The sequence below is a fragment of the Bacillus weihaiensis genome (assembly GCF_001889165.1).
Taxonomy (GTDB): Bacteria; Bacillota; Bacilli; order Bacillales; family Bacillaceae; genus Metabacillus; species Metabacillus weihaiensis.
Map to the genome: position 1 here is coordinate 3759854 of NZ_CP016020.1, position 26326 is coordinate 3786179.

Genomic DNA, 26326 nt, shown 5'->3' on the forward strand with positions numbered 1-26326 from the left:
ATTTTATAATTCTGTTCTAATCGCCCATAATTCAGGGAAAAAGCGCTGGTCCAGTACTTTTTTCAAGTAGCCTACACCTGATGAACCACCTGTTCCCATCTTAAAGCCGATCACTCTCTCGACCGTTTTCATATGACGGAAGCGCCACTGCTGTAGCCAGTCCTCAAGGTCGATTAATTTCTCTGCTAGCTCATAAAGTTCCCAATAGTGATCTGTGTTGTGATAGACAGTCATCCACGCCTTTCGCACCGACTCGTTGTCACGATACGTTTTCGTGACATCACGATTTAAGACATCCTCATCAATCGGAAGACCTGCCTTATGTAAAGCTTCAATCGCCACATCATAAAGACCCTTTGCCTCGAATGCAGCCTTTAATTCTGCGTGAAGAGCGGGATCTTTTTGATATATTTTTAACACATGATCTGTTTTGTATCCTAGCGCAAATTCAATCATTCGATATTGATACGATTGAAAGCCTGATGCTTGCCCTAAGGAATCACGGAACTCCATGTATTCTGAAGGAGTCATAGTTGAAAGCACATCCCAAGCCTGAATGATTTGAGATTGTGTTTTCGAAACCCTTGCTAAGCGCTTTTGTGCCGTCGATAAATCTCCTTCTTCAATTGAGACAATCGCAGCTTTTGTTTCGTGCAAAATAAGCTTCATCCAAAGCTCACTCACTTGGTGAATCACAATAAAAAGCATCTCATCATGGTGCCCTGACAATCGATTTTGAGCAGATAATATCTTATCTAGACCCAAGTATTCACCATAGGTCATGTTGTGTGTAAAATCGGTATGAATATTCTTTTCTGCTGTTGTTGCATTGGTTTCTTGTTGATTATGGTTCGTCATCTTTTTTATCCTCCTTTAAAACGAAAAGAAAATCAATCTTTTTGATCTATAGTGGTCGAATCACAGCACGCACTGGGCTTCCATCTCCCCCCTTTATTGGTAAAGGAAGCGCAATGATCTCATATAAGCCAGGCTCCACATGCTCGACATATATATTTTCTAAAATATGAATATCATGCTGATACAATGCGTGGTGTGTTTCCATCTCCTTACTATTTAACGCATCAACAGACGGAAGATCTACACCAAGTAAACGGACGCCTTTTTCCTTTAAAAAAGGGGCAAGCTCTGGCGACAGTCTCGGTATTTCTTGCGGAAAAATATGAGGTTCTACCTGTTTTTTCGTTTTAACTAGTAATCTCTGTACACCATCTAATTCACTATTAAAGAATGCTTCTGGTGTTACTTCATCCCAATCTGATACATCAACGAGCTTAGCTTTTCCGATATAGAGCTCAAGATCAAGATCCAATACCGTTTTTCCTTCATTTAAAAAATGAAACGGTGCGTCAATATGCGTCCCCGTGTGTAAACTCGTTGTGATTTTCCCAATGTTCACTGAGCCTGTTTCATCCTTTGTAAAAACAGTTTCATAGGAAAAAGGAGTATCCCCAGGCCAATGGGCAATATCATTTGTTAAAGGCTGTGAAATATCAATCCATTTCTTCCCCATTTATGCGACAACTCCTCGCTTATTCTCATACTGCTTATACGTCTCATTTTCCATAATCTTTTTCAATAGTTGTACTGCCTTCCACACATCTTCAAAGCTATTATATAAAGCAACTGGCGCCAATCTGATTCCATTAGGCGATCGAAAATCTGGTATTACTCTCTCTGCTTTTAATGCTTTACATATTCTTGCAGCTTCTGAATGCTCCAAATAAATATGGCCACCACGTTTATTCTCTTCCATCGGATTTCTTACGATAAACCCATACCCGTTAAGCTCCTCTTTTAGTAAGGTCAGTAGATAGCTTGTTAGATGAAGAGATTTTTCCCGAATTCTCTCCATCCCTACTTCATTAAACATCGTGAGGGAACCAATAATTGGCGCCATACTAAAGATATTTGGCGTCCCAATTTGATAGGCACCAGCGTCCTCTGCTGGAGTCAGCTCATGCTTCATATCAAACTGTTGATCCTTCCGAGAGCTAAACCAACCAGTCAAACCAGGTACTTTTTTAAAATGTCGCTGATTTACATACAATCCACCCGTTCCACCAGGTCCCCCATTTAAATGCTTATAATTACACCAGAAAGCAAAATCCACACCCCACTCACTTAAATGATGAGGAATCGACCCAATCGAGTGGCAAAGATCAAAGCCTATTAAAATATTTCGTCTATGCGCTTCCTCCGTTAGTCTTTTCATATCAAGAATCTGCCCACTTCGATAAAGCACACCCGGCAAGACAATTAACGCAATATCCTCAGTCATCGCTTCAATCAGATCCTCTTCATTTAGTTGATGACCATCTCTACTCTTTACTTGAACAAGATGATCCTTTGGGTCATACCCTTTCAGCTTAATCTGACTTTGCAACGCATAAATATCACTCGGAAAATTTAATTCATCCGCTAAGATCTTGGTTTTCCCTTCTGTCGGCTGATAGAATGTCGAAACGAGCTGATGGAGATTGATTGTAGTGGAACCGCTTACAATTACTTCATTTTCATGCGCACCGACAAGTGGTGCCATCTGTTTTCCCAATGTCTCTGCAAGATAAAACCAAGGATGCTCCCCACTCGTCCATCCATCAATTCCATACTGTTTCCATGTTTCTAAAAGGTCTAACAACGATTGCTCTGCTCTTTTTGATAATAACCCCAATGAATTTCCATCAAGATATAATCCAGCTTCATTTATATAAAATTCATCGCGATATGTTGCTAAAGGATCCTGTTCATCAAGCTTTTTTGCGTAGTCATATGTAGCTTCCATGATTTCCTCACACCTAACCTTTCAGAATTTTTCATCTTTATTAATTAGTATATCTAGGAAGTTGACACAAAGTCAATGACATTATGTCATTTAAATAGGTTAATAAGTTGTCAGAACATTTATTAGCTTGTACTATAAGATAAAAAGGTTATTGTCAGATTGAAAGGAATGAAATCATGACAAGTTCAACGGACACCCTTACTGCTAGACAACAACAAGCCCTTAAAACCCGTCAAAAATTACTTCATGCCGGAAAAGAGACTTTTTTAGAATATGGCTTCCAAAAAGCCACCATATCTCACATTATTAAAAAAGCAAAAACAGGGTATGGAACAGCCTATGTTTATTTTAAAAATAAAGACGAGTTATTTATGATCATCATGGAAGACTTAATGAATGAATTCTATCAAGTAGCCGAAATGCCGTTTACACCAGCATCGAAGGAAGAAGCCCTTGAACAAATTAAAAAGCAGGTTCAGCTCTTTTTATCACTAGCGATTAAAGAGAAGGAAATGATGAGCATTGTGAAGGAAGCAATCGGGCTCTCGCCTGAAATTGAAAAGGCTTGGTACGATATTCGCGAAAAATTTATTAGTCGCATCTCACTTGATATTCGCTATGCTCAACAAAATAAGCTTGCACGATTAAATGTAGACGCTCAGCTCGTTGCAAGAGGCTGGTTCTTTTCCAATGAGATGTTTATGTGGGAGCTTGTACAAAATAGTACGCACTATTCTCTAGAAGAGGTCATTCATAATTTAACTACTATTTATGCAAATGGTCTATATGAATAAGCAGGGATCTCGCCTGCTTATTTTTATGTAGGAGTGTCTCACTGATTATTTAACAAATTTCGCCTCCTATTTACCCCCCTGTTCAGCGGTAAGCGAATCAAAGCGATTCTCTACCTGTCTACTGACTTTCCTCTCATCTCTCAACAAAAAATAGAGCGGCTATCTATTAACCGCTCGCAGGCATCATTCCCTTTGCTCATCCCAATTCCAATAGCTTAATTCACCTAGTTTCGCACCTCTTATTTCCTCTACTTCCTTAAGTTTAAGAAGCTCTTTTACAGGTCCCGTTACCACGCCACCATATACGATAAAGCCATTTTGTTTAATATATTCATAACGGTTATCTAGATGAGACAACCCTAAAAAGGTTTCGTAATACGATGTGGATTCTTCTTCAAGCAGTTGGTTCATGTTGGTAAGCATCATGTTTTGACTTTCTTTTAATGTTTCCTCATTAAGAATATTGATTTTTGCAGAATAAGTATAATCCTCTTGACTTTTCCTTCCACCAGCTAAACCAATCCAATTGTCTATTTGGAGACTATTTTCGCTCTCACTATAGCTAGTAGGCTTATATTCCTTAAATTCTCCCGTATATAGCGGTGCCCATATAAGTTCAAGATCATAAGGCTTTAGTAACTCTAGTAATTCTTCTGGAGTCATGAACTTTTCTGTTGAAAACGATAGTTCACCAACAGTTCCTTCATGAATTTTATCTAGGGTATACCAGACATGATCATCTTGATCGGTTGATAGGCTCTCTCCATTCCTTGGATCTTCTGGTAGGAAAAAAACGTAACCCTCTTCAGCCTGCTGGTCAAAATAATGGATTTCACGTGAAGATAAGTGTGTGAAAAGTGTTTTCTCTATTGTAATCGTTCCTACAGCTTGATAGTCTTTCCCTACCTTTTTATAGACGGGTTCATTCACAATTTGTGTTAAGAAAGGAGTAATGCGACTGTTCGGATTTCCTCCCAATTCTTCATAGAGATTTGGTATGGTCCAATCATTTGCTAGGCTGCTAAAATAACTGTGCTTCATGTCACTTTTCAAACTATGAAAACTAATATACACCACCATCATGTAGATCCAAAAGAGAATAAGACAAGTAATAATAATACGAATAATCCTTACAGTTAGAGTAAATCTGTATTTTCTGAAGATCTTCTTTTCTTTATTTTCATTCCATTCCACCGTCTTTTTCCTCCCATCCAAGTTCTTCTGCTAGTTCAGATAATTTTTTTCGTGCACGATATAAATGAATTTTCACCTGACCTTCTGTTAATTCAAGTAATGTTTGTATCTCTTCATAACTAAAATCCTCGTATTCTCTTAGATATAAGATGGTACGATAGTGTTCAGGTAAATAAGTAAGAAGGATATGTAGATCACTTTTTTGCTCACCTAACACGAGTTCTTCTTCAGGTAATCCATAAGGGCTAATCATTTTTTCATGAGTAAATAAAATTTCTGAAAACGGAATCCATTTTCTTTTTTGCCGCTTCCGCCATTCATCTAAGTATGCATTTCTAGCGACTTTAAAAAGCCATGCTCGAATGTTCTCTTGATTATAAGAGGATAGTGATATGGTTGCGCGTACAAACGTTTCCTGGGTTAAATCCTCTGCCAAATGAGGGGAACCAGACATTTTTAAAAGATATACATATAATGATTTTGCATACTTCTGATACACATGCTCCAATTCATGCTTTCGACCAAATTCCATTTTTTTGCCCCTCATAAGTAGTTATACTATATACACGATTTAGCAGAAGAAATGTTACACATACGCGAGGAAATTTTTTTAGCGAGTATAGAAAAACAGGCATCATTCAATTACGAATGAGTACCTGTTCTTTCATTCTCCAATCGTTTTTTCAAAATAAGTTAAAAGTCGTTGCTGATATTCTTCTTCGGCAACCGTATAGGCTTCTGTATGATCTGCACCAGGTACAATCCAGAGCTCTTTTTCACTAGTCGCTGCTTCATAAAGTTCATTACCCATGCTTGTTGGAACGAGTTCATCCTGATCGCCATGGATAATGAAAAGTGGTAATGTGTTCTTTTTCACCTGTTCAATAGCAGAGGCTTCATCAAAGGTGTAGCCTGCACGCACTTTTGTCACCACACTTGTCACTTCCATGAGTGGGAAGGCAGGTAAGTGATATAAGTATTTTAGTTGATGAGCTAATTCTTCTTTTACACTGGTGTAGCCACTATCAGCTATAATCCCTTTCACTTCGTCTGGAAGTGCTTCACCACTTGTCATTAATACGGTTGCGGCTCCCATTGAAAAGCCATGGAGCAGGATATTCGTTGACGTATATTCCTGAGCTAATAGATTGGCCCACTGTACGTAATCTTTTCGATCATGCCAGCCATAGCCAATATAGTCTCCTTCACTCTTACCATGTCCTCTAGCATCTGGCTTTAACACATCAAAGCCTTGTTCATAATAGAACTTCGTAACTCCTGGCATTTGTTCACTGCTTCCTTTATATCCATGAGCAAGGATCACAGCCTTACCGTTAGAGTCTGGATGGTCTAAAAACGCTGCCTTTAACGTTAATCCATCTTCAGATTTCAGCTCAAGCTCTTTGAACGTTTGCTCCTCTGTCCACAGGAGCACTTCTTCTAATTTGGCTTGTCTCTCTTCTTCCACCAGCGCGCTAACAGGCTCTGCTCTATCTCCTTCGCCACCATGTAAATCAACCGCTTCATGTGCACGGTTCACTGCCACATTGTAAAAATAGTTTCCGGCAAAAATAAGAAGTACCGCAAATAAAATAGCTACGCTACCAATACTAATAAAAATACGTTTCTTCAACACCCTCCACCCCTTCTTCTCTCTATACTTTCATTCCTATTTTACTTGAAAGCTAGTGGAGGTACCAAAGAAATTTCTGGAGGATTAGGGGGTAACAGGTACCTCCCGAATTTTCTTTTCTTCATCCGCTACCCATCTATCCTTTCCTCCTATATAAAGGGTGACAGACATTTTAAGGAGTGGTGGATATGGCAAAGTTCAAAAGGTTTTCTTATGAAGCTGTAAAAGGGTATCAATCTTTTTCATCTGTTGAAGAAATGGATAAGGCGGTTCGTGGTTTTCTATATCATCACAAACAGGAGTTATCTGAAGGTACACTAAAGGTTCTGACATTCATCTGGACGCATTCGACGAAGGTGATTGGGGTATCATTTGCTAAGCATGAAACCATTGCGAAAGATGTTGGCTTAAGTAGAAGGACTGTAATGAGGGCCATCCATAAGCTTGAGAGCTTACGGATTCTATCTAAGATTCCCACAATACGTCCAAATGGAAAACAAGGGGTCAACATTTTAGTTATTCAGCCCTATCAATCAATTGATGAGCTAGTATCTACCATGTCACCCCATGATGTCACGGTATGTGTCACTCCTAGTGATACTAAGAATAAACAACATTCACTCTGTGAGAATAAAAAACAGAAACCTATTAACGTAAGTAGTGAGAGTTCAGATAAAATTTTAGAAGATAAACAAGCAAACTTAGAATCTGTTTCAGCAAGTGATAGTGAAGAAGGTCAAATTCATAAAAATACTACTGTTCATAGAGGTAGCTCTCCTCTTGAAATCTCAGATGCATGCATTGATTCTTCTTTCCTTCCTGAATCCGTTCATAAGGAATTTATTGAAGCGGCAAACCCTTTTTTTCCTACAAATGAGATTTATTCTCTTTGGAATCGAGTAAATATTGTTGCAAAGAAGGTTAACTTAAACAGGCACATTGATGAAGTCATTGCACCTGTCATATCAGCACTGAAACAAACCATCTTCCAACAAAAACAGAACAAAATCCACTCCACCTTCCATGGCTACTTCTATCGACTGGTCTATCATAACCTAATCATAGAAAAGCGCCGGGAAAACAGGGACATGCTCTATGACTTTATTGGTGAAGGGTGATTGTTGGTGATGGTTCCATAAAGACGGTGCCTGTCACGATTCAAATACTCTATATTTATGCAAAAAAGCCCAATGCAAGAAGCATTGAACTCTTTTTGTAAACCATTCGTTTGAACGTGGTGCCAGGCACCTATTTCTCTTTTTCAAATCGTTGAATCATCTGCTGTAGGGTTTCGCTTAGTTCGTTTAGGTTTTGGGCAGATGTTGCGATGGTGCCGATGACATTTGTTTGTTCGTCGATGCTAGCAAGTACCTCTTCAGATGATGCAGCTGTTTGTTCTGCGACGGCTGCAACGTTTTGAATAGAGTCGACAATACTATCGCTATGGTTTGTAACTACTTCAATTTCTAAGTTTAGCTGTCCCACTGCTTCAATAATTCGATTCATTGTGCTTGAGATGTGATTGAATTGTGTTTCAGTATCCGTTACAGCACTATCAAGCTTCATAGTAATGTCTGATGTATTTGCCATTGCTATAACAGTTGTTTCCGTTTCTTTTTCAATATGACTAATCATGTGCTGAATTTCAGATGTTGCTTTATTTGTTTCTTCAGCTAGCTTTCGAACCTCGTCTGCCACAACGGCAAATCCTTTTCCATATTCACCGGCTCTTGCCGCTTCTATACTTGCATTTAAAGCCAGTAAATTTGTTTGTTGTGAGATCGAATCAATAGTCGTTACAATGTTCGCAATATCTTTAATACTGCTGTATAAGTTCGTAATCCCAATACTAATTTGATCTGATGCTTGAATAGATTCCTTGTTTGACGACTGGAGCACCCTTACTTTCTCTTTTCCTAGCTCAATTGCGTTGGTAGAATCATCTGTTAGCTTAAGCATCTCTTGATTTTGTTGATTCATATTTTTAATCGCTACACCTAAATCCTCCGTTTTTTGACTTGTGGATTCAATGTCAGTAGCTTGTGAAACAGAACCTTGTGTGATTTCATTCATAGCCCGGCCAATTTCTTCACTTGTTGCATTCGTTTCCTCTGTTAACGCGGATAACTCTAATGCAGATTGTGAAACGTTAGTACTTGTTACTTGCATATTTGAAATCATGGATTTTAATTGCTCAGTCATTTGATTAAATGCTTTCCCCAATTGGCCGATTTCATCGCCAGATTCTGGTAACGATTTCACATGTAAATCACCTTTAGCTATAAGGAGAGAGGACGTAGTGATATCCTGTAAACTCTTCAACTTATTTCTAGTGATAAAATAGAATGATATAATTCCTACAATAGTAATAATGAGTGTAACACCTAAAATGACATATAGAAGTTTATCCAAAGATTCATAGAATTCATCTTCGTAAGCTCCAATGCCTATATGCCAATCCCATGGTTCAAAATAGGACAAATAGACAATTTTATTTCTCTCAAGCGTTTCCCCTGTGTTTTTCCATGCATATTCATAAAAACGCTCTTCTTGACTAGTAGCTTTGGCTGCCTTAACAATATCCTGAACAATATATTGTCCTTTAGCGTTTTGCAAATCTTTCTTGTTCTCTCCAACAGGAATAACCGGATGTAGCTGCGCAATATAGTTTGAATCATACGCCAACAAATACCCATCTTTTTTATAAACAAAGGAAGATTGCGAAAAATCATGGGATATAACTCCGTCATTTGACACCGTCGGTCCAATTAATACTTCTCGAGCCTTTTCTTTTGCCTCTTCAATGGTAAGTGATCCAGATTCTACTTGATCATTGAAAATTTCCAGTGTAGAAACTGAATTTTCTACAAGATGCTGCAAGTCTAACTTCCCACTATTAACCAACTCAACCTTCGCAAATTGATAACTTAAAATTCCTAAAGTAGTAGTTGCAAGTAAAATCATAGCAGAAATACCCATCAACAACTTAAATGAAATACTATTTATCTTTCTCATAATGTCCCCCTTTTCTATACTTCTTATATCGTCAAGTTTTAATGCTTTATAAATAGACTTTTTTCTGTTGGTGTACTTGGGAGGTTTTTTTTTTAGTTTCTGGTGCCCCTTCTTCACCTTCATCAATTAGCAACCCACTCTCATATTCTCAAAACAAAGAGAACGTACAATCATCCTGGACCATACTCTAGAGCGTATCAAAAAAAGACCGATGCTTTTGATGAGCATTGGTCTCTTTAACATGGTAGATTTGTTCCTTTTAGTTAAATTTCTTGTCATACTTGTGAAACAATTCCCTCGTCTGTGGTACAAGATTTTCCGGGTAGTGCCAGGCACCATTCCGTTAGCTCTTGAGCCTCCAATGGCTTTGAGAAATAGTAGCCTTGGATATGGGGGGTTTCGGTGACTGATTTGATGAAGTCGAATTGTTGTTTAGTTTCTACTCCTTCGATGACGACTTTCATATTTAAGGAGCTGCATAGGGTGATGATGGCTTTTAGGACTGCCGAGTCTTTTTCAGAGTCTGGGACATCGTCTACAAACGATTTGTCAATTTTGATTGTTGTAACAGGGATTCGTTTCAAATAGGATAACGATGATAAGCCGGTTCCAAAGTCGTCTAACGCAACAGAGAGACCTAATTTTCGATATTCACCAACAGCCTTTATTGCATTCTCGATGTTGTCAATGACACTAGTTTCGGTAATTTCAAGCTCTAATGATCGGCTGTCAATGTTATGATCCCTTATATTCTCCTTTAGGACAGACATCAATCTTTCAGAGGTAATGTACGGACCTGGAATATTAATAGAAACCTTTGCAAATGGTCTTCCTTCTCTTTTCCAAATCGATATTTGTTTACTTACTTCACGTATGACCCAATCTGTCACATCAAAGATTTTCCCATTACTTTCAAGAATCGGTATGAATACACCTGGTGAGATCATTCCTTGTTCTGGATGCTTCCAGCGTAATAGTGCTTCCACGCCTGACACATCATAGGTTTTTGAACACACCTTAGGTTGATAGACAAGAAATAACTCATGCTGTTCCATCGCTCGTTCAATATCAAGCACGACTTGACGTTCTAAATTAAACGTATGAACAGAAGGGTTGTACTCAATCACGCCACTATCCATTAATGCAGATGGGTGTTGGAGTACTGCCAATGTGTTCGCAAATAATTCCTTCATGCCTTTTTCTTTGTTTGAAGAGCTATAAACACAAATATGATCAATAGTTAGAATATGGTCTTTCCTTTTCAAAGGCATTTTTAAAGCTGCTGAAATTTCGTTCAACGAGGCCTTCATTCTTTTTCCGGATTGATCATCCCAATCCATAATCGCCAAACGATTCCCTTCAATTCGATAAATCGTTGAACTAGGTGACTTTTGTTCCTCTATTATCCTTTTCACCGTTTGAACGATGTCATCACCAATTGAATACCCATGTGTACTTATCCACTTTTCAAGCTGATGAATTTCGATGATTGCTAGTGTTCCTCTTAAACTCATGTTTTTATTAAGGAGACTTTCAAACTGTCTCTGGTTTGGCAGCTGTGTTAGCGCATCGAAATAATTCATACGATATTCTACATATCGATCAAGAATACTTGCCAACCCTGATATAAGCAATAAAAGGGTAATGCCGATCGCCACAAATTTTATTAAGTGGGACACATCCATTTGATGAATGTGATTAAGCTCATGACCAGCAGATTTGTCTACATAAAAAACGACGGCCTTCATTCCCGTGTAATGCATACTAGAGATACCAAGTCCCATAATAATGGAGGTGATAAGCTTTTTAAGCTGGGTATCTATAAATCTCTTTGAATTCGAAAAAATACTTAATGCAACATACGACACGGTAATGGCAATCAGAACAGAAATCGTAAATATAATAGGCTTGTATACATAGGAGGCATCCATCTTCATCGCAGCCATACCAACATAATGCATCGAAGAAATTCCCAGTCCCATTGAAATACCTGAAACTAGATATGGCCAATGCGATGTATTTGTTCGATTTGCGATATAAAACGCTAGAAAAGAGGCAAAAATGGCCGGCAAAATAGAAATTCCTGTTAGAAAAAAATCATACTCCATTGATAGTGGAAGCATAAATGCACTCATTCCGACAAAGTGCATCGACCAAATTCCTAGCCCCATTGCGACAGAAGCAAGAGAAAGCCAAAAATACCGATGAAAGAAACTATTCTGCTGAATTCTCTGATTCAACGAAAGCGCAACATATGAAGCACAACAAGCAATCACAACCGACATTAACACAATGGAAGAAGCATACTCCCCTTCTAACACATTAACCACACTTACATTTGGCATATTAAACATTATTTTCGCAACCTTATCTTTTATTAAAATCTATCTCTATCTTACAGTGGTACATGGGACCTGTCGATTTATTTCTAAATTTGTCGAAAAAATGTTATAAATAGGGTCTTGTTGATAACATTTCCTATAATTCCCGTCTTTCCTCATAAAATAGCTACATGCGATAGTCCTAGTCTCATCGTTAGCAAGGTCTTTATCCTTATCAAACTCGAGGATCATTTGGGGTCTGTTCTAGTATGCAAGCTCGCCTTCTTTTCACGTTTCCATGTTTCATGAGCACTGGAAGTGACTCACAACACCCTTTCCTCATAATAGTAAGACTAAAAAAGCTGCCCGTGATGAATGGATCTCACCTCTCTGGCAGCCGCTTACCCTTCTATTATATGATTCCTTGAAATCTTAATATGACCTCAGCAATGAGCGCCGATCCTAGGAATGTCCCCACAAAAACACATACAGCTACGACTAAGCTTCTCCATCCTAATTGAACGAAGTCAGTCCAGGATCTCCCAATCGCAATCCCTGCGTATGCTAGAATGGGCGTTGCTAATGCTAACAAATTCACTTCGTTCGTCCAAGCTACTACAGCATCAGATCCAGGTACTCCTGGAATTGAAATGACAATCCCGATGATGGCAATATAAGCCACACTTGGAATGTTTCCCGGCATGATTTTTTGAATGATTAACCCCGCAAGACAAACAAGCAGAAGAACAAGCATTCCTGGTAACGCTTGAAGAGGGAGGATATCATAGCCTACCCAGTTCCCCACTAAAGATACCACCCCAAAGATCAGTAATAGCAACGTCCACTCTTGTATATTTTTCAGCATGCTTAAACCCCCATCCCTTTAGAAGCGTTCATCTTTTTCTCTCTACGTTTCGTTAAAAGGTCATACATTTTTTCAGTAAGTGGTAGGCCGATAAAGATACTCATATATAAACCGGTTGATAAAGATAAAAGATTACTAGCACCAGCAAAGGCGATAATATCTGTTTCTAACGCTGGGAAGGCCGCTACCAATGAGCCACTCGCTGCTGCCATCATACTCCCACTTCCAATCCCAGAGGCCATTGCAAAGGATAAGGGATGCAGAGGTGTAATTGTGGCTAAAAATCCAGAGATAAGTCCCATAAACACGGCACCAAATACGGTCCCAAAAATATAAATGGCCATTACTCCCCGGCCTTCTGCTGAATTAAAGCCAAACTTGTCAACAATTAACCCAACATTTGGCTCCCTTGCAACAGAATGAGTCATGCCAATACTCTCTCTTTTCATTCCTAATGCAACAGCAATTGGTAAAGCAATGAAGATCGTTCCTAAGTTCCCAAACTCCTGTAGTAAAAGTGCTGGACCAGCTTCAATAATTTTCGGTAAAGACGGGCCTATTATCACTCCGATCTTAGCAATTAATAATGTAACCCCAAGGACAATGAGCGGTTCCGCATTTTTTGCCTGCTTCTCTTTTATGATCGGCGTGAAATATAACCCTAAACCTATCAGGATGGCATAAAGCATTGGTAATAAAAGAATAACCCCAGGCCCTAAAGAAAATTGGTGAATTCCAATCCACTCGGTTACGAGCACAATGAGGAAAACAACAGCATGGAGTCGCCAATCCTTCCACATTTCTTTTTGTACTTCTGACATCTTGCGTCCCCCTTTAAAGAAAATTGGTTTTAGAAGCTTATAAAAAATGCAGGCAGATTGGTCAAAGCCCCCCTGCTGCATCATTTACCCGTTACGAATGGAATAGTCCAGGTAGCCATAATGTTAAAAATGGAAGATACGTGATCAGTAAAACAACAAAAATACCTGCAATAAAGAATGGCAAGACATCTTTAATTGTCTTCTCAATCCCTACCTTCGCAAGGTAACATGAGATAAAGAGTGTGGCGCCAACAGGTGGTGTAAACATGCCAAGTGCTAAGGTTACAAGCATCACGATTGCAAATTGAATGGGATCCATTCCTAAGTCAGTTGCAATTGGGAAGAAGATCGGAATGAATAAAAATAAATTCGGAACAAGCTCCATAATCATTCCTGCTACAAGCATGATGGCAACGATCACAAGCATAAGCGCCCAACCTGGAAGACCTAACCCTTGTAAGCCTTGAGCGATCAGTTTGGGAATCCCCTCAGAAATCAGTACCCACGTAAAGATCATCGAGGAACACACTGTCACGAGGACAATACTCGTTCCATGAACAGTCTCACGTAAAGAAGCCATAATGTTTTTAACGTTTAAGCTTCGGTAAACAAATAAACCTATAATAAGTGCATAAATAACCGAGATGGCTGCCGCTTCAGTCGCAGTTGCGATTCCAAAGACGATAGAGCCAATTAAAATAATTGGAAGTAAGAGCGCCCAGAACGCACTACGGATACTTCTTACAAACTCAACAAACGTTGGCTTGCTTTCTCTTGGATAGCCTCTTCTAATGGATATGATGATTGTTGTGATTAAATAAATAAGACCTACTAATACACCTGGAATAATACCGGCAATAAACATTTGAGCAACAGACAAATTCGCTAACCAGGCAATAATAATCATCGTACTGCTAGGAGGAATAATAATCCCTACCACGGAGCTTGACGCATTAATTGCAGCTGCAAACGATGCCGAATACCCTTTTCGCTTCATTTCAGGTATCAGCACACTTCCCGTCGAAGCAGCGTCAGCAACGGATGAACCTGATACTCCTGCCATCCCCATACTTGTAACGACCGATACGCAGCCAAGTCCTCCCGGAAGCTGGCGTACCATTGAATTAGCAACATTGATAATTCTCTGTGCAATATTTCCATGAATCATTAAATTTCCCGCAAGGATAAAGAAAGGAATCGCTAGAAAAGCAAAGGACTGTGTATTAGAAAAAAAGCGCTGGGCAACCATTTCTAGTGGGATGCCTTCAACCATAATATAAAATAGGGCTGAAGCACCCATTGAAAAGGCTATCGGAACGCCTAGTAAAATTAATAGAAAAAAACTAATGATCATGATCCAAATCATGTAGCATATCCTCCTCTCTAGGTGGCTCAAGCTTGTTTAGTAGTATGCAAATAATCTGGTAGACTAGTAAAATCATAATCGCTAGGAACGATACCGTAATAGAAGCGTATAGCCATGCTTTTGAAATTCTTAACACAGGCATCACCTGTTGGGAAACAGCTTTGGCGATTTCATAGCTTGAGATCATCATATAAAAGGAAAAATAGAGCATCACGGCCTTCGAGAAAAGATACATCCATTTTTGAACCTTTTTAGGCATTAACTCTCGGAAAAAGGTAATCGAAAGATGGCCTTCACTTTTTGTAATCGAGATGGCCCCGATAAAAATAACCCAAGGAAATAAAAGCAAGGTAAGTTCATTTGAATAAACTAGCGGATAATTGAAGACATATCGGCTTAACACTTCTGCAAAAACAATAATGGTCAAAAACGCCATCATCGCACTCGCAAATAGATCGACGCCTTTCATGAACCGATCAATGATTTTCACATTTTTCACCATAACAATCCTCCTATAAAAGATGAGGCCTATAGGGCCCCATCCATCATGCTGGTCTTAGTTTCCACTGCGTTTTTCTTCTAGGAAAGTTTGCATGTCGTTAATAATCTCTGCACCCATTACTTCTTCCACTTCCTTATAAACTGGCTTTACCGCCTCTTGGAATGGCACTAAGTCTGGATACGTAATTTCTTTGAATTCTGATTTTGCTTTTTCTACATATTCTTCCTCATTCTGTTGAATAAGCTCACGTGAAGCTACTTTTGCTTTCTCAGATGCTTCTAGGACGATTTTTTGCAGATCTTCATCTAAGCTTTCAAACACGTCTTTATTTAAAATCATGTAGCAGTAGTAGTACGTGTGATTTGTCATCGCAAGATAATCTTGAACCTCGTGCATATTTTGATCAAAAATATTCATCAGTGGGTTAAACTGGCCATCAATAACACCTTGTGAAAGCCCATTATAAATTTCAGTGTAAGCCATCGTTGATACGGAAGACCCAAGTGCTTTGAACGTTTCAATCAAACTCACATCGTTAGGAGATCGCATTTTGATTCCCTCTAAATCCTCAGGCTTTTCAATAGGACGAACATTATTCGTAATCTGGGTAAAGCCTAATTCCACATCATTTAAGCTTTTGAAGCCCTGTGCATCTGCCTTCGCTTCTAGCTCGTCACCAATTGGACCATCAAGGATTGCATGAGCCTCTTCAAAGCCCTCTGTCAAAAACGGAAGAGAAAGTGCCGCGTACTCAGGAACCACATTCGCAAGCTCATTTGCGCCTGGTATCGCCATTTCTAACGCCCCAACTTGAACGGCTTCAATCATTTCTGGAGATGTAGCATACGTTTCATTTGGGAAAAACTCAATGGTAATACGGCCATCAGATTCTTTTTCAACATACTCTTTAAATGCCTTTGCAGCCGCACCCTTTGAATCATTTTCAAGGCCCGAATTCCACAGCCAAGCTTCCATTCGTACACTTCCTCTTTACCTGAAGCACCCTCAGAGGCTGTTTTCTCTGAGCCGCTGTTTGAACAACCTGATACAATAAGCGCTAAAATGGCTGTAAAAGCAAATATTTTCATTTTTTTCATCATAATTCCCCCTCTAATATAGTCTTTTATCTCTCTAGCTTTACGTAAGAATTAATCTTCACACAGCTGTTTCAAAAAGTGATTCAAAACATGAATGGTTTGAACACAATCATTTAATGTTGACCACTCCTTTGGATTATGACTAATTCCTGCCTTACTCTGTGTAAAGAGCATCGCCATCGGTACGTGACGGCCTACTGCCATTGCATCATGACCTGCACCACTTGGTAAGTAATAAGCTTTAGTTCCAATCGTTTCCGTTACTGCGCGGGCCGCTTTTTGTTGCATGTCAGGAGGTACAGCGACGGGAGCAACATGCAATGTTTCCTTCATCTCCACCTCAACCTCATATTTATCACTTGTTGAATTCGCTAAGTCCTTCACAAGCTGCGCTAATGTATCTCTCGTTTCTGAATGGATATCTCTTATGTCCACGGTTAATCTTACCTCGCCTGGAATTACATTCACTCCATTTGGAAAAACCTCTAATTTCCCTACTGTGGCAACGGCTGAATCACTCACCGTTTTTGGCAAATCCTTTACTTTTGAAACAAATTCACTCGCAGCTACTAAGGGGTCCCTTCTGTCATTCATTGGGGTATTTCCCGCATGACCAGCCTCCCCCTTAAAGGTCATATTTAACCAGGATGGACCTGCGATACCAGTGACAATTCCGACCGGTAGACCTTCTTTTTCAAGTCGTTTTCCTTGTTCAATATGAACTTCAACATAAGCAGCAATTTCCGATAAGTCCCTTTTCGCTTCTATAAAGCCCTCTAACGTTAAACCGTCCTTTTGGATTACTTCTTCAAAGGGATCTCCATAGATATCTAGTAAACTCTTTTGTTTGTCGATATCCATTTCACCTGTCATCGCCCGACTACCGGTTAATCCTCCGTTAAATCTCGCTCCTTCTTCATCGGTAAACACGACGACCTCAAGTGGTTTTTTCGGTTGATAGTTTGTATCCTTCCAGGCCTCTGCAACCTCTAAGGCAGCAATGACTCCAAGTGGACCATCGAAATGTCCGCCGGTAGGAACACTATCTACATGCGAGCCTGACATAACTACTGGAAGCTCCTTTGTACCTTCAAGGCGACCGAAGACATTTCCCGCTCCATCCTCTCGCACAGAAAGACCGATTTCCTGCATCCACTTCTTCACAAGCTCCTTCGCTGCTCGTTCCTCCTTGGAAAAAGAAATCCGATTCACTCCACCCGCTTCGGTTAATCCAATTTGGCCAAGCTCTGCAAGTCGCTTCGCAACTCTTTCCCCACTTATTCCAGAATGAGAAAGGGAATGATCAAAGTCTGACTGTAGCCTATTTCGTAATTCTATATTTTCTGAAACAACCTGATTCATATAATCCTCCTGACACCATCACGCTAATTTTTGTGTTGTTTTGAATTATATGATAATTCTAACTATTTTTTAATAGCGGAATCGGACAATCAGAACATTCTTTTTTTGTTGCTTTCCACTAAACAGTTAGAGCTGTAAGAATTCCTGGACATATAAACCCAATTGTAGATCAAACGCTTTTTTTCCATCTAAATGGTCAATACTTACAATTTCCTTGATCGTATTCAACCTGTATTTAATCGTATTTGTGTGTACATACAGTCGTTTAGCTGCAAGTGCCATATTTTGATTGGATTCTAAGTAAACCTTTAACGTAGCTAAAAGTTCTGTTGAATTCTCCTGATCATAGGCTATAATCGGTCCAAGCATATCGTTCACAAAATCCTTTAACTCATTTCGCTCTGTTTTCAAAAATAAGCGCTGTGTACCAAGCTCTTGATAGGATAAGATCATGTTCAGGTGATTGGTTGATTGTAGAAAATCAATACACTTTTGCGTATCACGATAGGAAGATTGCACTTCTTTTAAATGAGGAACCATCCGGCCAATCCCAACTAATAAAGATATGTCTAACATCTCTTTAGCTCTTTTTTGGAGCTGGTTAAAAACCTTTGTTAATTGTCGCTGTAGCTCCGCTTCCTCTACCCTACTAGGCACCATAAGTAAGAACACCACTTCCATATTCTTATCTAGCACGAGTGTTTTAAATTGGAGCCCCGCGATTTCACGGTAGATATACCTAATAAGCTGATTTTTCTTATCGGAGAATTCCTTTATTGATAGCAGAGGGTCTTTAATGTAGGCTTGAACCGTAACATATCGATCATTTTGATTATCAAAAAAATTAATCTTTGACAGTTGATTGTGTGAAAGAGCACTGTAGCCATTTTGTAAGATTTGATCCAAAATATAGCCTGAGTACTTTAAATCATTGATGGTAGACGTTTCCCTACGATTCATTTCTAGAGCAAAGATTACACTAGCCTGTTCGACAGCAAATCGATCAATTGTATCTAGAATCGCTTCTCCTTCAAGGAAAATCGTTAAGTAGCCAATCGTATATTTGTACGTTTTAATTGGAAATAAATAAACTCGGGTTTGTTGATTTTGCTCCAGTTCAATCGTTTCATAAATCACTCCTTCATCTTTCATCGCTTGTTCAAACAACCGTTCATAGGTGATAGCTAGCTTCTTCGCAGTCTTTTCTGACTGTACCGTTGAGGATACAATCACATCGAGGAATTCATCAATAACGGCTACTTTGCTGTCAATTAGACCCGCTAATGTTTTCGTAATTTCCTCTAAGCCACCTTGTGAAAGAGAAACCTTTGATAGCTCCTCATGCATCTTCTTCGTTCGTTCATTTCTCGAAAAAAGAATCGCATTTTCAATAGCAATTGTTGCTTGAACGGCAAAGGTTTCGAGCAATTGCAAATCACTTTCATCAAACTGGACGTTTTTCTCGTATATATCAACCGTCAAAACACCAATACAATCTTCTTTTGAGATGAGGGGTACACAAAGTGCGCTCGCAGGATAGCGAAGCTGTCCAAGCGCATCGCCGTAATATTTCATCGTATGATCGCTAATATTCTCCATCCCTTCAACCGTATCCGTCTCTGAAAGAAAAATTCGTCCCTTTCGTGATAGGAATGTTTTCCCACTCATCCCTTCACCAGGCTTAAGTGAAATTTTCTTTAAATGCTCCATATCAAAACCTGCTGCTGTCTTTGCATACAATCGATCAATCTTCTTATCATACAAAAACAACACACTTGCATTCGCCCCCTCAATGACATTCAACACCTCCTCAATCAAATGATTCAGTACCTCATCAAGATCCAGCGTCGACGTTAACACCCGAACCGAATTAATCAGTCCCATCAACTTCTTCTCCGTATTCATCCACTCACCTCTTTATGACCCTCTGATTCTTCGTTTTTCATTCTTACTAGCTTAACACTGGTTAGAGGTGCCTGTCACTTGTCGAAATGTCTTTACCTCCTAACTGGAAAGAATGAAAAGCTACACTTAAAAAAGTAAAAGTTATTGGAACGAATGGATCAGTAAAAATATGAGTTGTTATTCTTATTTTTGCTATTTTCCATATAATTGTTAAGTTTTTTAGAATTTATGGAACTTGTCCAAGATAAGTATTAAATCTAGATATGTTCATAAAATTGAAATAATAATAGATTTTTTGATTGGAGGTAACATTATGAAAAAGGCAGCTGTAATAATAACTTAATAGTATTGATTATCATGGTTCCATCTCTGATTTTTGGTTATGTAAAATATAAACTCCATTCTTTAGAAGAGCAAACATATGCTTATTTATTAAAGGAATATAAAGAAGAGGATATTTTAAAAGTAAAAGCTAATATACAGAAAGGTACACTGTTTATCGCAAACGTTACTTTTAAAGATGAGCCTAATTATGTATATGATTACGCAGATATTGAGGAGAGATAATTCAGGTACATCCTGAATCTAATATTGATGAATATTTTGTAATGGTTACTTTAGTGTAATTGTTCTATTCGTACTGTTGAATACTATAATCATTGGTTACTTCAGCATAACTAACTTCGGTAGCTAATGGTTCTATACTATTTGTTTTTTCTTTTTGATTAGATTTTAAGGTTGCAGGATCAATCTTTTTTGTATTGTATATGCTATCATTTTCATGTTGCTTATAACTTTCTTTTACTTTTTGTTTAATTTTTTCAACTTCACTTTTACTTGCTTTTAGAGTTTTACCATCATCAGTAAACTTTAAATAAACCTTTTCAGTTACATGTTTAATGTCAGGATTAGATACCTGAAAATTATTACTTGTACTTGCTTTTGCAGCTTGCGGACTAAAAGAAGTAAACAGTGTAGACAAACTCAATTTTAATGAGTTTGTCTACAGTCTGAAAGGTTGAACTTAAGTTCAACCTTTTTTAATACTATTGCAATACCGTAATCTTTTTCAATGAAACATTTTTATCATCAGTTAAATCGATTGGTTTATCAAAAATCACTTGCACACTTTGTCCTGGTTGAAGATCTTCTAAAGCTAAAATATCTCCACCCTCTCCTATAATCTCAGTATCTTTTTCTACTACAGTTCGAAGATCATAACCGATATCTTCATCTGTTTTTGAAACATATTTTGTTACATCAAGAGCTATTTCCGAACCATCAATCTGTATTATGTTGGATTCAATTTCATTGACTTTGTTATTACAAGCTGTAAGAAGAAATAAGAAAATCAATATAGATGCAAGTTTTTTCATCGTTTTTACACTCCTAATGTATTTATATTTTCTACCAAGTAACTGGAGAAAGGTTAAATGAATTTACAAAATTTTCAATTTGTGTGTAAGCTTTTGTTGAACCACCGCCTTGTGAATAGTAGTCTGCTGCAGGCATATCATAATGATTTCGTATAGAATAATACGTACTTGTAATTTCCCCGCATCTAACTCCGGAATAAGAGCCATTCATACAAACAGATTGTACTACATATTCTTCAGATTCATCCTGCCAACTAGAAAAATCTGTTGCAGCATAATTATCATTACTAGAATAAGAGCTTTGACCATATGTTATAGCCACCGCATCTACATTTCCAGAGTTTTTAGAAATATATCCTTTGCCATAATATGATCCTCCCTGGTTAAAGCGATCATTTGCAGAACCACAATGTCCAGCAGTAATTCCATAATACCAACTTGAGGAATTGGCTGAGAAACCATGTGTACAGTACCCTTTTCCAGACTCAATATTATCAATATTTAAACCACCTTGTAGTGGTCTATATTTACTAGTTCTAGCTTCTTCAAATTCACCGTTATCTTCTACTATTTCTACTTCATCAGAGTTGAACTTTGTTAATAACTTCTTTTTAGCTTCTTCAGTTAAAGGGTAAATTCCAATTATTACTTTATTTGTTTCACCATCGGTTACTAATGTATTTATTGCTATACCTTCTTTTGCTAAGTTATCTTTATCTAATCGTATCTCATCATTTAAGCTACGTAATTCTTTTTCACTTTTTTTCATTTGTTTAAATTTTATTTTACTATCATCTTTATAGATTTTTTTTATTTCTTTCATATCTTTCATATAATTTTTTAAGTTTTTAGTGAAAGTAATTGTAACAACTCCTTTAGATGTTTGATCTACATAAAGACCACCAAATTCTTCATTGGGAATCTACTCCTTTATATAACGAATTATTTGTGGTACTAAATTTTCTTGTTTCTCTATGCGAGTTTTCAATTTACTCTTTATTTAATTCAATCTCTTTGGTTTTAAAATTATAAAACAATTTTTTAGTCTCATATTCATACATCATAGTAATTGTGACTTTATAGTCATCTTCCCAAATTATATTATATTGTTGTTCATGATGAGGCTCCAGGTTATTAGATAGACCAACTATTTTTTCATAAACTTGTGATCCCCGATTATCAATGAAAAAAATTTAGCTCTTTCTGCACCTGCAAAACCATTTCCATATTCTACAATCTCCACTTGATTAATGTTATTTGGTGATTCATTTATTAAAAAGGGAGTTTCCTCAAAAAAAACCCAGTAAGCAATACTTACAGCTAGGGATATAATAATGATTTTAAATGTTAGAATTTGGAAGTACTAATGTTCGTAATGTAGTATTAAAACAACCTGGTGGTTTTGTAGGTATGACAACCTCATTGGCAAGATGTCCTCAAAATTCTACACAATGGAACAATAGTTATACTGCTGCTAGTAGTCCTTCATCAGTTACAAAAAGTGTAGGTCGTAGCTTGTGGTTTAATACAAATTCAGTATTCGCTTCACGAGATGGTTATGATAGCTCTGGTAATTTAACATACACTTTCCCTGGACAATCTCCTAAGCGTGTAGTTGAAAGAGTAGTAATTGGTAATCATACATTCTTCCGGGTATCTGGATATTAAAATTTATAAAGAATCGAAAAGCAACCAAATGACCTCAATTGGTTGCTTTTTTAATATGTTATTCTAATTCTGATCTAGGGATAAAACTAATTTGTTCGGCTTGATACATATTATCTTTAAAGGTTGCATATGGAATGCAAGAAGCAGTAGAGAAGCACAAAGCGAAATTATTAAACATCATCAAAACTTCTTCTTATCATTTAATGGATAGTTGCGCTCATTCCTCCCCATTTAAAAAAGCCCAACATGACTGTTGAGCTTTTTCGTGTGAGTTGCTTTAATCTACGTGTTACATTCCATCTAAGCTGTGAAGCATTTATGCATGTGGAACATGAAAAAACGAGTGGTGCAAGGCACCATCGCGCTACCAGCCTTTATCTCGCTAGTTTATAAATCTCATAAATATCTTCAGCGCTTAGTTTGACAAAGCTTCCTAGTGGGCCACGTTCGGTTGCTTTGGTTGCCATTTCCTTAAAGTGGGTTTCGTCGATATCGACTTCTTGAAGAGTTGTTGGCATACCGATCGATTGGAAGAACTCTTCCATTTTATGAATGCCAGCTAAGGCCGTTCTCTCTAAATCGTTAAGATCAATTTCTACGTCCCACACTCGGTTTGCAAATTGAACAAATCTGTTTACGTCCTGTTTATACACATACTTCATCCACGCAGGGAAGATAATGGCAAGTCCAGCCCCATGCGCAAGATCATAGATTCCGCTTAACTCATGCTCAATATTATGACTCGCCCAATCCCCAATACGTCCTGTATCTAACAAATCATTATGAGCAATTGTGCCAGACCACATAATCTCTGCTCTTGCGTCATAGTTCGTTGGCTCCTCAAGAGCTTTATGTGCATTGTTAATAATCGTCTTAAGTGTTGCTTCACTTAAACGATCGGTTAATTCCACATTTTTCACATTTGTAAAATATCTTTCTAAAATATGTGCCATCATATCGGTTACACCACAAGCCGTTTGATAGGAAGGCAGCGTATATGTAAGAACAGGGTTCAATACAGCAAACTGCGGTCTCATTGCAAGATGCCCAGTTGCTCTCTTATACCAACCATCTTCATTTGTAATAACAGTACCCGTGCTTGATTCACTTCCCGCTGCAGGAATCGTCACAACAACACCAATTGGCAGGCAATCTGTCACCGATGCCTTACCTGTAAAGAAATCCCACACATCACCATCATAGTTCACACCAGCAGCAATCGCTTTGGCAGAGTCAATGACACTTCCTCCCCCAACAGCAAGAATAAACTCAATATCCTGCTCCTTACAAAGAGAAATCCCCTCTCTCACCAGACTAAGCCTTGGATTAGGCTTCACTCCGCCAAGCTCAAAAATCTCGATATTCTGCTCCTTTAAGGATTGAATAACGGTATCGTACAAGCCACTTTCTTTTATGCTCCCACCACCATAATGTAAAAGAAGCTTTTTCCCAAACACAACAGACTCTTGACCGACTGTCTTTTCAGTATCTTGACCAAAAATGATTTTCGTTTTATTACTAAACGTAAAGTTTTGCATGTTTATCCCCTCCTGGTTTCGTCTCTATCTTACTCTCTTTCACTAAATGAAAGCAATTACATTGACTTAAAAACCAAGTGTACGTGATAATGACGGGCCACTTTCGCTCTTCTCCAGGGTATTTTTTAAAAACAACTCTAGATAAGAAGCTAACACCTTCAATTTGTGATGGTCTCTTTATTTCAAGAGTACTATTTTAAAAACTAAAAAGGTTCATCCCCTTATGAGATGAACCTTTCCTTCTATATACAATCCAATGCTTGCTCTAGATCCTGCCAAATATCTACCCAGCTTTCAAGCCCTACCGATAATCGTAATAGCTCATTGGTTATTCCCATCTCTTTTCTTGCTTCCTCAGGGATTACCGAATGAGTCATAGAAGCCGGATGTTGAATAAGTGTTTCGGCATCACCAAGACTTACAGCGATTGAAATAAGCTGAAGCTGATTTGCAAATTTCTTCGCATCCTCAAAGGTCCCTTTTAGCTCAAATGAAATAAGTCCCCCACCTTTTTTCATTTGCTTTTTCATTGATTCCGTTGCTGTATGCTTAGGGTCCCCAGGATACATGACCTTTTTTATTTTCGGATGTGATTGGAGCCTTTCCACGATGTGCTCTGCATTTTCACAGTGACGATCCATCCTGATTGCTAATGTTTTTAACCCTCGAATAAGTAGCCATGCATCAAACGGAGATAGGACTCCTCCAATATCCTTTTGTGTCGTACTTTTGATTTCGCCTATCAGTTCTTCTCTTCCGACTGCAATGCCTGCAATGACATCACCATGTCCGCCAATATATTTTGTTGCACTATGGATGACAAGATCACAGCCTAGCTGAAGAGGCTTTTGAAGATAAGGCGTTAAAAAGGTATTATCGACGACCACCTTTATTCCTTTTTCCTTTGCAATCTGAGACACGACACTCAAATCCACACATTGCATGGTTGGATTAATAGGTGTCTCAATATAAATACAGGTCGTATTTGGCTGAATCATAGTAAGTATGTCTTCTTTGGAGGTTAAATCTGAAAAAGAGTGCTCAATATGATATTTCTCCTGCATCATGTCAAGTAATCCAAAAGTACAGCCATATAGACCTCTTGAACATAAGATATGATCATGTGCCTTGGTTAAGCTGATTAGAACGGCAGAAACCGCAGCCATCCCAGATGAAAAGGCAAGGGCAGCCTCCCCCTGCTCTAGCTGTGCCATCCGCTCCTCTAAGACAGATACCGTGGGATTAGAAAGTCTTGAATAAATATATCCACTTTCTTCTCCGGCAAATCGCTTTCCCCCTTGTTCAACCGAGGAAAATGTAAACGTTGACGACTGATAAATCGGCGGAGTTAAACTATCAAAATGCTCCTTTGACTCATACCCCGAATGAATAGCCTTCGTCTCAAAACTATAACCGTTCTCTTCCCTCATCATCTCTCCCCCTCATTTCCATAAAAACCAATTTACACCCTTCACATAGTATATTACCATTATTTTGTATGGGTTCCTGTCACTTCCCGAGATTTGTCGAAAATCGACATAAACCGGGAAGTGCAGACACCGACTAAGCAAAGGAGTGAACAGGATGAGCGAGACGCTTTTTTCAGAAATGAGGTTCATACGTCAAACAACCTTTCATTTAGTAAGAGATTTATCAGAGAGGCAAATGGGTAAAATTCCAGATGGCTTTCCGCATAATATTCATTGGAATTTAGGTCATATTTATGTAGTTGGCGAACGGTTTTACGGGCGAATGACAAACTCAGAGCCCTACTTTCCCCAATCCATCTGGACCTACTTTAATCCAGGAACAGCACCAAGTAACTGGGATGCAGCTGTGCCAAGTATCGAAGAGATTATTAGCCTGTTAAAAGATCAACTCGACCGCTATGTTTCTGTCATCCCTGATAATCTAGCTGAACCGGTAAACAATCCTTACACCACATCATCTGGCTATACGTTAAACACCGGAATCGAATTTTACCGTTTCTCCTTCTATCATGAAGGAATGCATATTGGTATCATTAAATCTCTTAAAAAATTTGTTTAAACAATCTACCAGTATAG

General features: G+C 38.3%; 25 protein-coding genes. 5 read left to right on the top strand and 20 right to left on the bottom strand.

What is annotated here, in order from left to right:
- Window positions 1-3 precede the first annotated feature (3 nt).
- From kynA to kynU, 3 genes are read right to left on the bottom strand one after another with little or no spacing between them, the layout of a single operon-like run.
- Window positions 4-858, bottom strand: a complete 855-nt coding sequence (gene kynA, locus A9C19_RS18095) for a tryptophan 2,3-dioxygenase (RefSeq protein ID WP_072581228.1) — start codon at window positions 856-858, stop codon at window positions 4-6.
- A gap of 46 nt (window positions 859-904) precedes the next feature.
- Window positions 905-1531, bottom strand: a complete 627-nt coding sequence (gene kynB, locus A9C19_RS18100; RefSeq protein WP_072581229.1) for an arylformamidase — start codon at window positions 1529-1531, stop codon at window positions 905-907.
- Window positions 1532-2803, bottom strand: coding sequence for a kynureninase (gene kynU, locus A9C19_RS18105; protein WP_072581230.1), 1272 nt, complete (start codon window positions 2801-2803; stop codon window positions 1532-1534).
- A gap of 176 nt (window positions 2804-2979) precedes the next feature.
- On the opposite strand from kynU, the gene A9C19_RS18110 reads away from it, so the two are divergent.
- Window positions 2980-3597, top strand: coding sequence for a TetR/AcrR family transcriptional regulator (locus A9C19_RS18110; protein WP_072581231.1), 618 nt, complete (start codon window positions 2980-2982; stop codon window positions 3595-3597).
- Window positions 3598-3780: 183 nt separating this feature from the next.
- Here A9C19_RS18110 and A9C19_RS18115 read toward each other — a convergent pair whose 3' ends face one another.
- From A9C19_RS18115 to A9C19_RS18125, 3 genes are all read right to left on the bottom strand, one after another.
- Window positions 3781-4791: an anti-sigma factor gene (locus A9C19_RS18115; protein ID WP_072581232.1), complete on the bottom strand. Its 1011-nt coding sequence runs from the start codon at window positions 4789-4791 to the stop codon at window positions 3781-3783.
- On the bottom strand, window positions 4778-5323 hold the full coding sequence (locus tag A9C19_RS18120; RefSeq protein WP_072581233.1) for a sigma-70 family RNA polymerase sigma factor: 546 nt from the start codon (window positions 5321-5323) through the stop codon (window positions 4778-4780). The genes A9C19_RS18115 and A9C19_RS18120 overlap by 14 nt, the downstream gene beginning before the upstream one ends.
- A 132-nt stretch (window positions 5324-5455) precedes the next feature.
- A complete protein-coding gene (locus A9C19_RS18125) occupies window positions 5456-6427 on the bottom strand; it encodes an alpha/beta fold hydrolase (protein WP_083584434.1) in 972 nt (323 codons plus the stop codon).
- Window positions 6428-6612: 185 nt separating this feature from the next.
- Between A9C19_RS18125 and A9C19_RS18130 the strand changes: the two genes are divergently transcribed.
- Window positions 6613-7542, top strand: coding sequence for a helix-turn-helix domain-containing protein (locus tag A9C19_RS18130; RefSeq protein WP_072581235.1), 930 nt, complete (start codon window positions 6613-6615; stop codon window positions 7540-7542).
- Window positions 7543-7672: 130 nt separating this feature from the next.
- On the opposite strand, the gene A9C19_RS18135 is transcribed toward A9C19_RS18130, so the two are convergent.
- The 9 genes from A9C19_RS18135 to A9C19_RS18175 all read right to left on the bottom strand — a co-directional run bounded on the left by A9C19_RS18135 (window position 7673) and on the right by A9C19_RS18175 (window position 19678).
- Window positions 7673-9562: a methyl-accepting chemotaxis protein gene (locus A9C19_RS18135; protein WP_083584435.1), complete on the bottom strand. Its 1890-nt coding sequence runs from the start codon at window positions 9560-9562 to the stop codon at window positions 7673-7675.
- A 152-nt stretch (window positions 9563-9714) separates the two neighbouring features.
- Window positions 9715-11793 carry a bifunctional diguanylate cyclase/phosphodiesterase gene (locus A9C19_RS18140; RefSeq protein ID WP_072581237.1) on the bottom strand — a complete coding sequence of 693 codons (2079 nt, stop codon included), beginning with the start codon at window positions 11791-11793 and terminating at the stop codon, window positions 9715-9717.
- Window positions 11794-12172: 379 nt separating this feature from the next.
- Window positions 12173-12625, bottom strand: coding sequence for a hypothetical protein (locus A9C19_RS18145; protein WP_072581238.1), 453 nt, complete (start codon window positions 12623-12625; stop codon window positions 12173-12175).
- A 2-nt stretch (window positions 12626-12627) separates the two neighbouring features.
- Window positions 12628-13446 (bottom strand): DUF3100 domain-containing protein, encoded by an 819-nt coding sequence (locus A9C19_RS18150; protein ID WP_072581239.1) that lies wholly within the window; start codon window positions 13444-13446, stop codon window positions 12628-12630.
- Between the two features lie 91 nt (window positions 13447-13537).
- Entirely contained in the window at window positions 13538-14812 is a 1275-nt protein-coding gene (locus A9C19_RS18155; protein WP_072581240.1) for a TRAP transporter large permease, read from the bottom strand.
- Entirely contained in the window at window positions 14790-15314 is a 525-nt protein-coding gene (locus tag A9C19_RS18160) for a TRAP transporter small permease (protein ID WP_233499198.1), read from the bottom strand. The genes A9C19_RS18155 and A9C19_RS18160 overlap by 23 nt, the downstream gene beginning before the upstream one ends.
- 54 nt (window positions 15315-15368) lie before the next feature.
- On the bottom strand, window positions 15369-16289 hold the full coding sequence (locus tag A9C19_RS18165) for a TRAP transporter substrate-binding protein (RefSeq protein WP_233499199.1): 921 nt from the start codon (window positions 16287-16289) through the stop codon (window positions 15369-15371).
- A gap of 173 nt (window positions 16290-16462) precedes the next feature.
- Window positions 16463-17773 (bottom strand): Zn-dependent hydrolase, encoded by a 1311-nt coding sequence (locus A9C19_RS18170; RefSeq protein WP_072581241.1) that lies wholly within the window; start codon window positions 17771-17773, stop codon window positions 16463-16465.
- 126 nt (window positions 17774-17899) lie between these two features.
- Window positions 17900-19678 (bottom strand): helix-turn-helix domain-containing protein, encoded by a 1779-nt coding sequence (locus A9C19_RS18175; RefSeq protein ID WP_072581242.1) that lies wholly within the window; start codon window positions 19676-19678, stop codon window positions 17900-17902.
- Between the two features lie 348 nt (window positions 19679-20026).
- Here A9C19_RS18175 and A9C19_RS18180 point away from each other — a divergent pair, with 348 nt between their 5' ends.
- Window positions 20027-20245: a DUF3139 domain-containing protein gene (locus A9C19_RS18180; RefSeq protein ID WP_267888733.1), complete on the top strand. Its 219-nt coding sequence runs from the start codon at window positions 20027-20029 to the stop codon at window positions 20243-20245.
- Between the two features lie 64 nt (window positions 20246-20309).
- On the opposite strand, the gene A9C19_RS18185 is transcribed toward A9C19_RS18180, so the two are convergent.
- The 3 genes from A9C19_RS18185 to A9C19_RS18195 all read right to left on the bottom strand — a co-directional run bounded on the left by A9C19_RS18185 (window position 20310) and on the right by A9C19_RS18195 (window position 21877).
- A complete protein-coding gene (locus A9C19_RS18185) occupies window positions 20310-20660 on the bottom strand; it encodes a hypothetical protein (protein ID WP_072581244.1) in 351 nt (116 codons plus the stop codon).
- A gap of 64 nt (window positions 20661-20724) precedes the next feature.
- Window positions 20725-21054 carry a hypothetical protein gene (locus tag A9C19_RS18190; protein WP_072581245.1) on the bottom strand — a complete coding sequence of 110 codons (330 nt, stop codon included), beginning with the start codon at window positions 21052-21054 and terminating at the stop codon, window positions 20725-20727.
- Window positions 21055-21085: 31 nt separating this feature from the next.
- The gene (locus A9C19_RS18195; RefSeq protein ID WP_145925816.1) at window positions 21086-21877 is read right to left on the bottom strand and encodes a chymotrypsin family serine protease; all 792 of its coding nucleotides are present in this window, start codon (window positions 21875-21877) and stop codon (window positions 21086-21088) included.
- A gap of 587 nt (window positions 21878-22464) precedes the next feature.
- Here A9C19_RS18195 and A9C19_RS18200 point away from each other — a divergent pair.
- A complete protein-coding gene (locus tag A9C19_RS18200; protein WP_145925817.1) occupies window positions 22465-22722 on the top strand; it encodes a hypothetical protein in 258 nt (85 codons plus the stop codon).
- A 374-nt stretch (window positions 22723-23096) separates the two neighbouring features.
- Here A9C19_RS18200 and A9C19_RS18205 read toward each other — a convergent pair whose 3' ends face one another.
- Both A9C19_RS18205 and megL read right to left on the bottom strand, forming a co-directional pair.
- Window positions 23097-24260: an iron-containing alcohol dehydrogenase gene (locus A9C19_RS18205; RefSeq protein WP_072581248.1), complete on the bottom strand. Its 1164-nt coding sequence runs from the start codon at window positions 24258-24260 to the stop codon at window positions 23097-23099.
- 242 nt (window positions 24261-24502) lie between these two features.
- Complete coding sequence (megL, locus tag A9C19_RS18210; protein WP_072581249.1) at window positions 24503-25690, bottom strand: methionine gamma-lyase; 1188 nt, start codon at window positions 25688-25690, stop codon at window positions 24503-24505.
- A 154-nt stretch (window positions 25691-25844) separates the two neighbouring features.
- Between megL and A9C19_RS18215 the strand changes: the two genes are divergently transcribed.
- Entirely contained in the window at window positions 25845-26309 is a 465-nt protein-coding gene (locus A9C19_RS18215) for a DinB family protein (protein ID WP_072581250.1), read from the top strand.
- Window positions 26310-26326: the final 17 nt, after the last annotated feature.

What these genes read in the sequence shown, in the direction of transcription:
- kynA (WP_072581228.1), bottom strand. Translation starts at nt 858, where the DNA reads ATGACGAACCATAATCAACAAGAAACCAATGCAACAACAGCAGAAAAG.
- kynB (WP_072581229.1), bottom strand. Translation starts at nt 1,531, where the DNA reads ATGGGGAAGAAATGGATTGATATTTCACAGCCTTTAACAAATGATATT.
- kynU (WP_072581230.1), bottom strand. Translation starts at nt 2,803, where the DNA reads ATGGAAGCTACATATGACTACGCAAAAAAGCTTGATGAACAGGATCCT.
- A9C19_RS18110 (WP_072581231.1), top strand. Translation starts at nt 2,980, where the DNA reads ATGACAAGTTCAACGGACACCCTTACTGCTAGACAACAACAAGCCCTT.
- A9C19_RS18120 (WP_072581233.1), bottom strand. Translation starts at nt 5,323, where the DNA reads ATGGAATTTGGTCGAAAGCATGAATTGGAGCATGTGTATCAGAAGTAT.
- A9C19_RS18130 (WP_072581235.1), top strand. Translation starts at nt 6,613, where the DNA reads ATGGCAAAGTTCAAAAGGTTTTCTTATGAAGCTGTAAAAGGGTATCAA.
- A9C19_RS18135 (WP_083584435.1), bottom strand. Translation starts at nt 9,562, where the DNA reads ATGAAGGTGAAGAAGGGGCACCAGAAACTAAAAAAAAAACCTCCCAAG.
- A9C19_RS18140 (WP_072581237.1), bottom strand. Translation starts at nt 11,793, where the DNA reads ATGTTTAATATGCCAAATGTAAGTGTGGTTAATGTGTTAGAAGGGGAG.
- A9C19_RS18145 (WP_072581238.1), bottom strand. Translation starts at nt 12,625, where the DNA reads ATGCTGAAAAATATACAAGAGTGGACGTTGCTATTACTGATCTTTGGG.
- A9C19_RS18150 (WP_072581239.1), bottom strand. Translation starts at nt 13,446, where the DNA reads ATGTCAGAAGTACAAAAAGAAATGTGGAAGGATTGGCGACTCCATGCT.
- A9C19_RS18155 (WP_072581240.1), bottom strand. Translation starts at nt 14,812, where the DNA reads ATGATTTGGATCATGATCATTAGTTTTTTTCTATTAATTTTACTAGGC.
- A9C19_RS18160 (WP_233499198.1), bottom strand. Translation starts at nt 15,314, where the DNA reads ATGGTGAAAAATGTGAAAATCATTGATCGGTTCATGAAAGGCGTCGAT.
- A9C19_RS18165 (WP_233499199.1), bottom strand. Translation starts at nt 16,289, where the DNA reads ATGGAAGCTTGGCTGTGGAATTCGGGCCTTGAAAATGATTCAAAGGGT.
- A9C19_RS18170 (WP_072581241.1), bottom strand. Translation starts at nt 17,773, where the DNA reads ATGAATCAGGTTGTTTCAGAAAATATAGAATTACGAAATAGGCTACAG.
- A9C19_RS18175 (WP_072581242.1), bottom strand. Translation starts at nt 19,678, where the DNA reads ATGAATACGGAGAAGAAGTTGATGGGACTGATTAATTCGGTTCGGGTG.
- A9C19_RS18190 (WP_072581245.1), bottom strand. Translation starts at nt 21,054, where the DNA reads ATGAAAAAACTTGCATCTATATTGATTTTCTTATTTCTTCTTACAGCT.
- A9C19_RS18195 (WP_145925816.1), bottom strand. Translation starts at nt 21,877, where the DNA reads ATGAAAGAAATAAAAAAAATCTATAAAGATGATAGTAAAATAAAATTT.
- A9C19_RS18200 (WP_145925817.1), top strand. Translation starts at nt 22,465, where the DNA reads ATGACAACCTCATTGGCAAGATGTCCTCAAAATTCTACACAATGGAAC.
- A9C19_RS18205 (WP_072581248.1), bottom strand. Translation starts at nt 24,260, where the DNA reads ATGCAAAACTTTACGTTTAGTAATAAAACGAAAATCATTTTTGGTCAA.
- megL (WP_072581249.1), bottom strand. Translation starts at nt 25,690, where the DNA reads ATGAGGGAAGAGAACGGTTATAGTTTTGAGACGAAGGCTATTCATTCG.
- A9C19_RS18215 (WP_072581250.1), top strand. Translation starts at nt 25,845, where the DNA reads ATGAGCGAGACGCTTTTTTCAGAAATGAGGTTCATACGTCAAACAACC.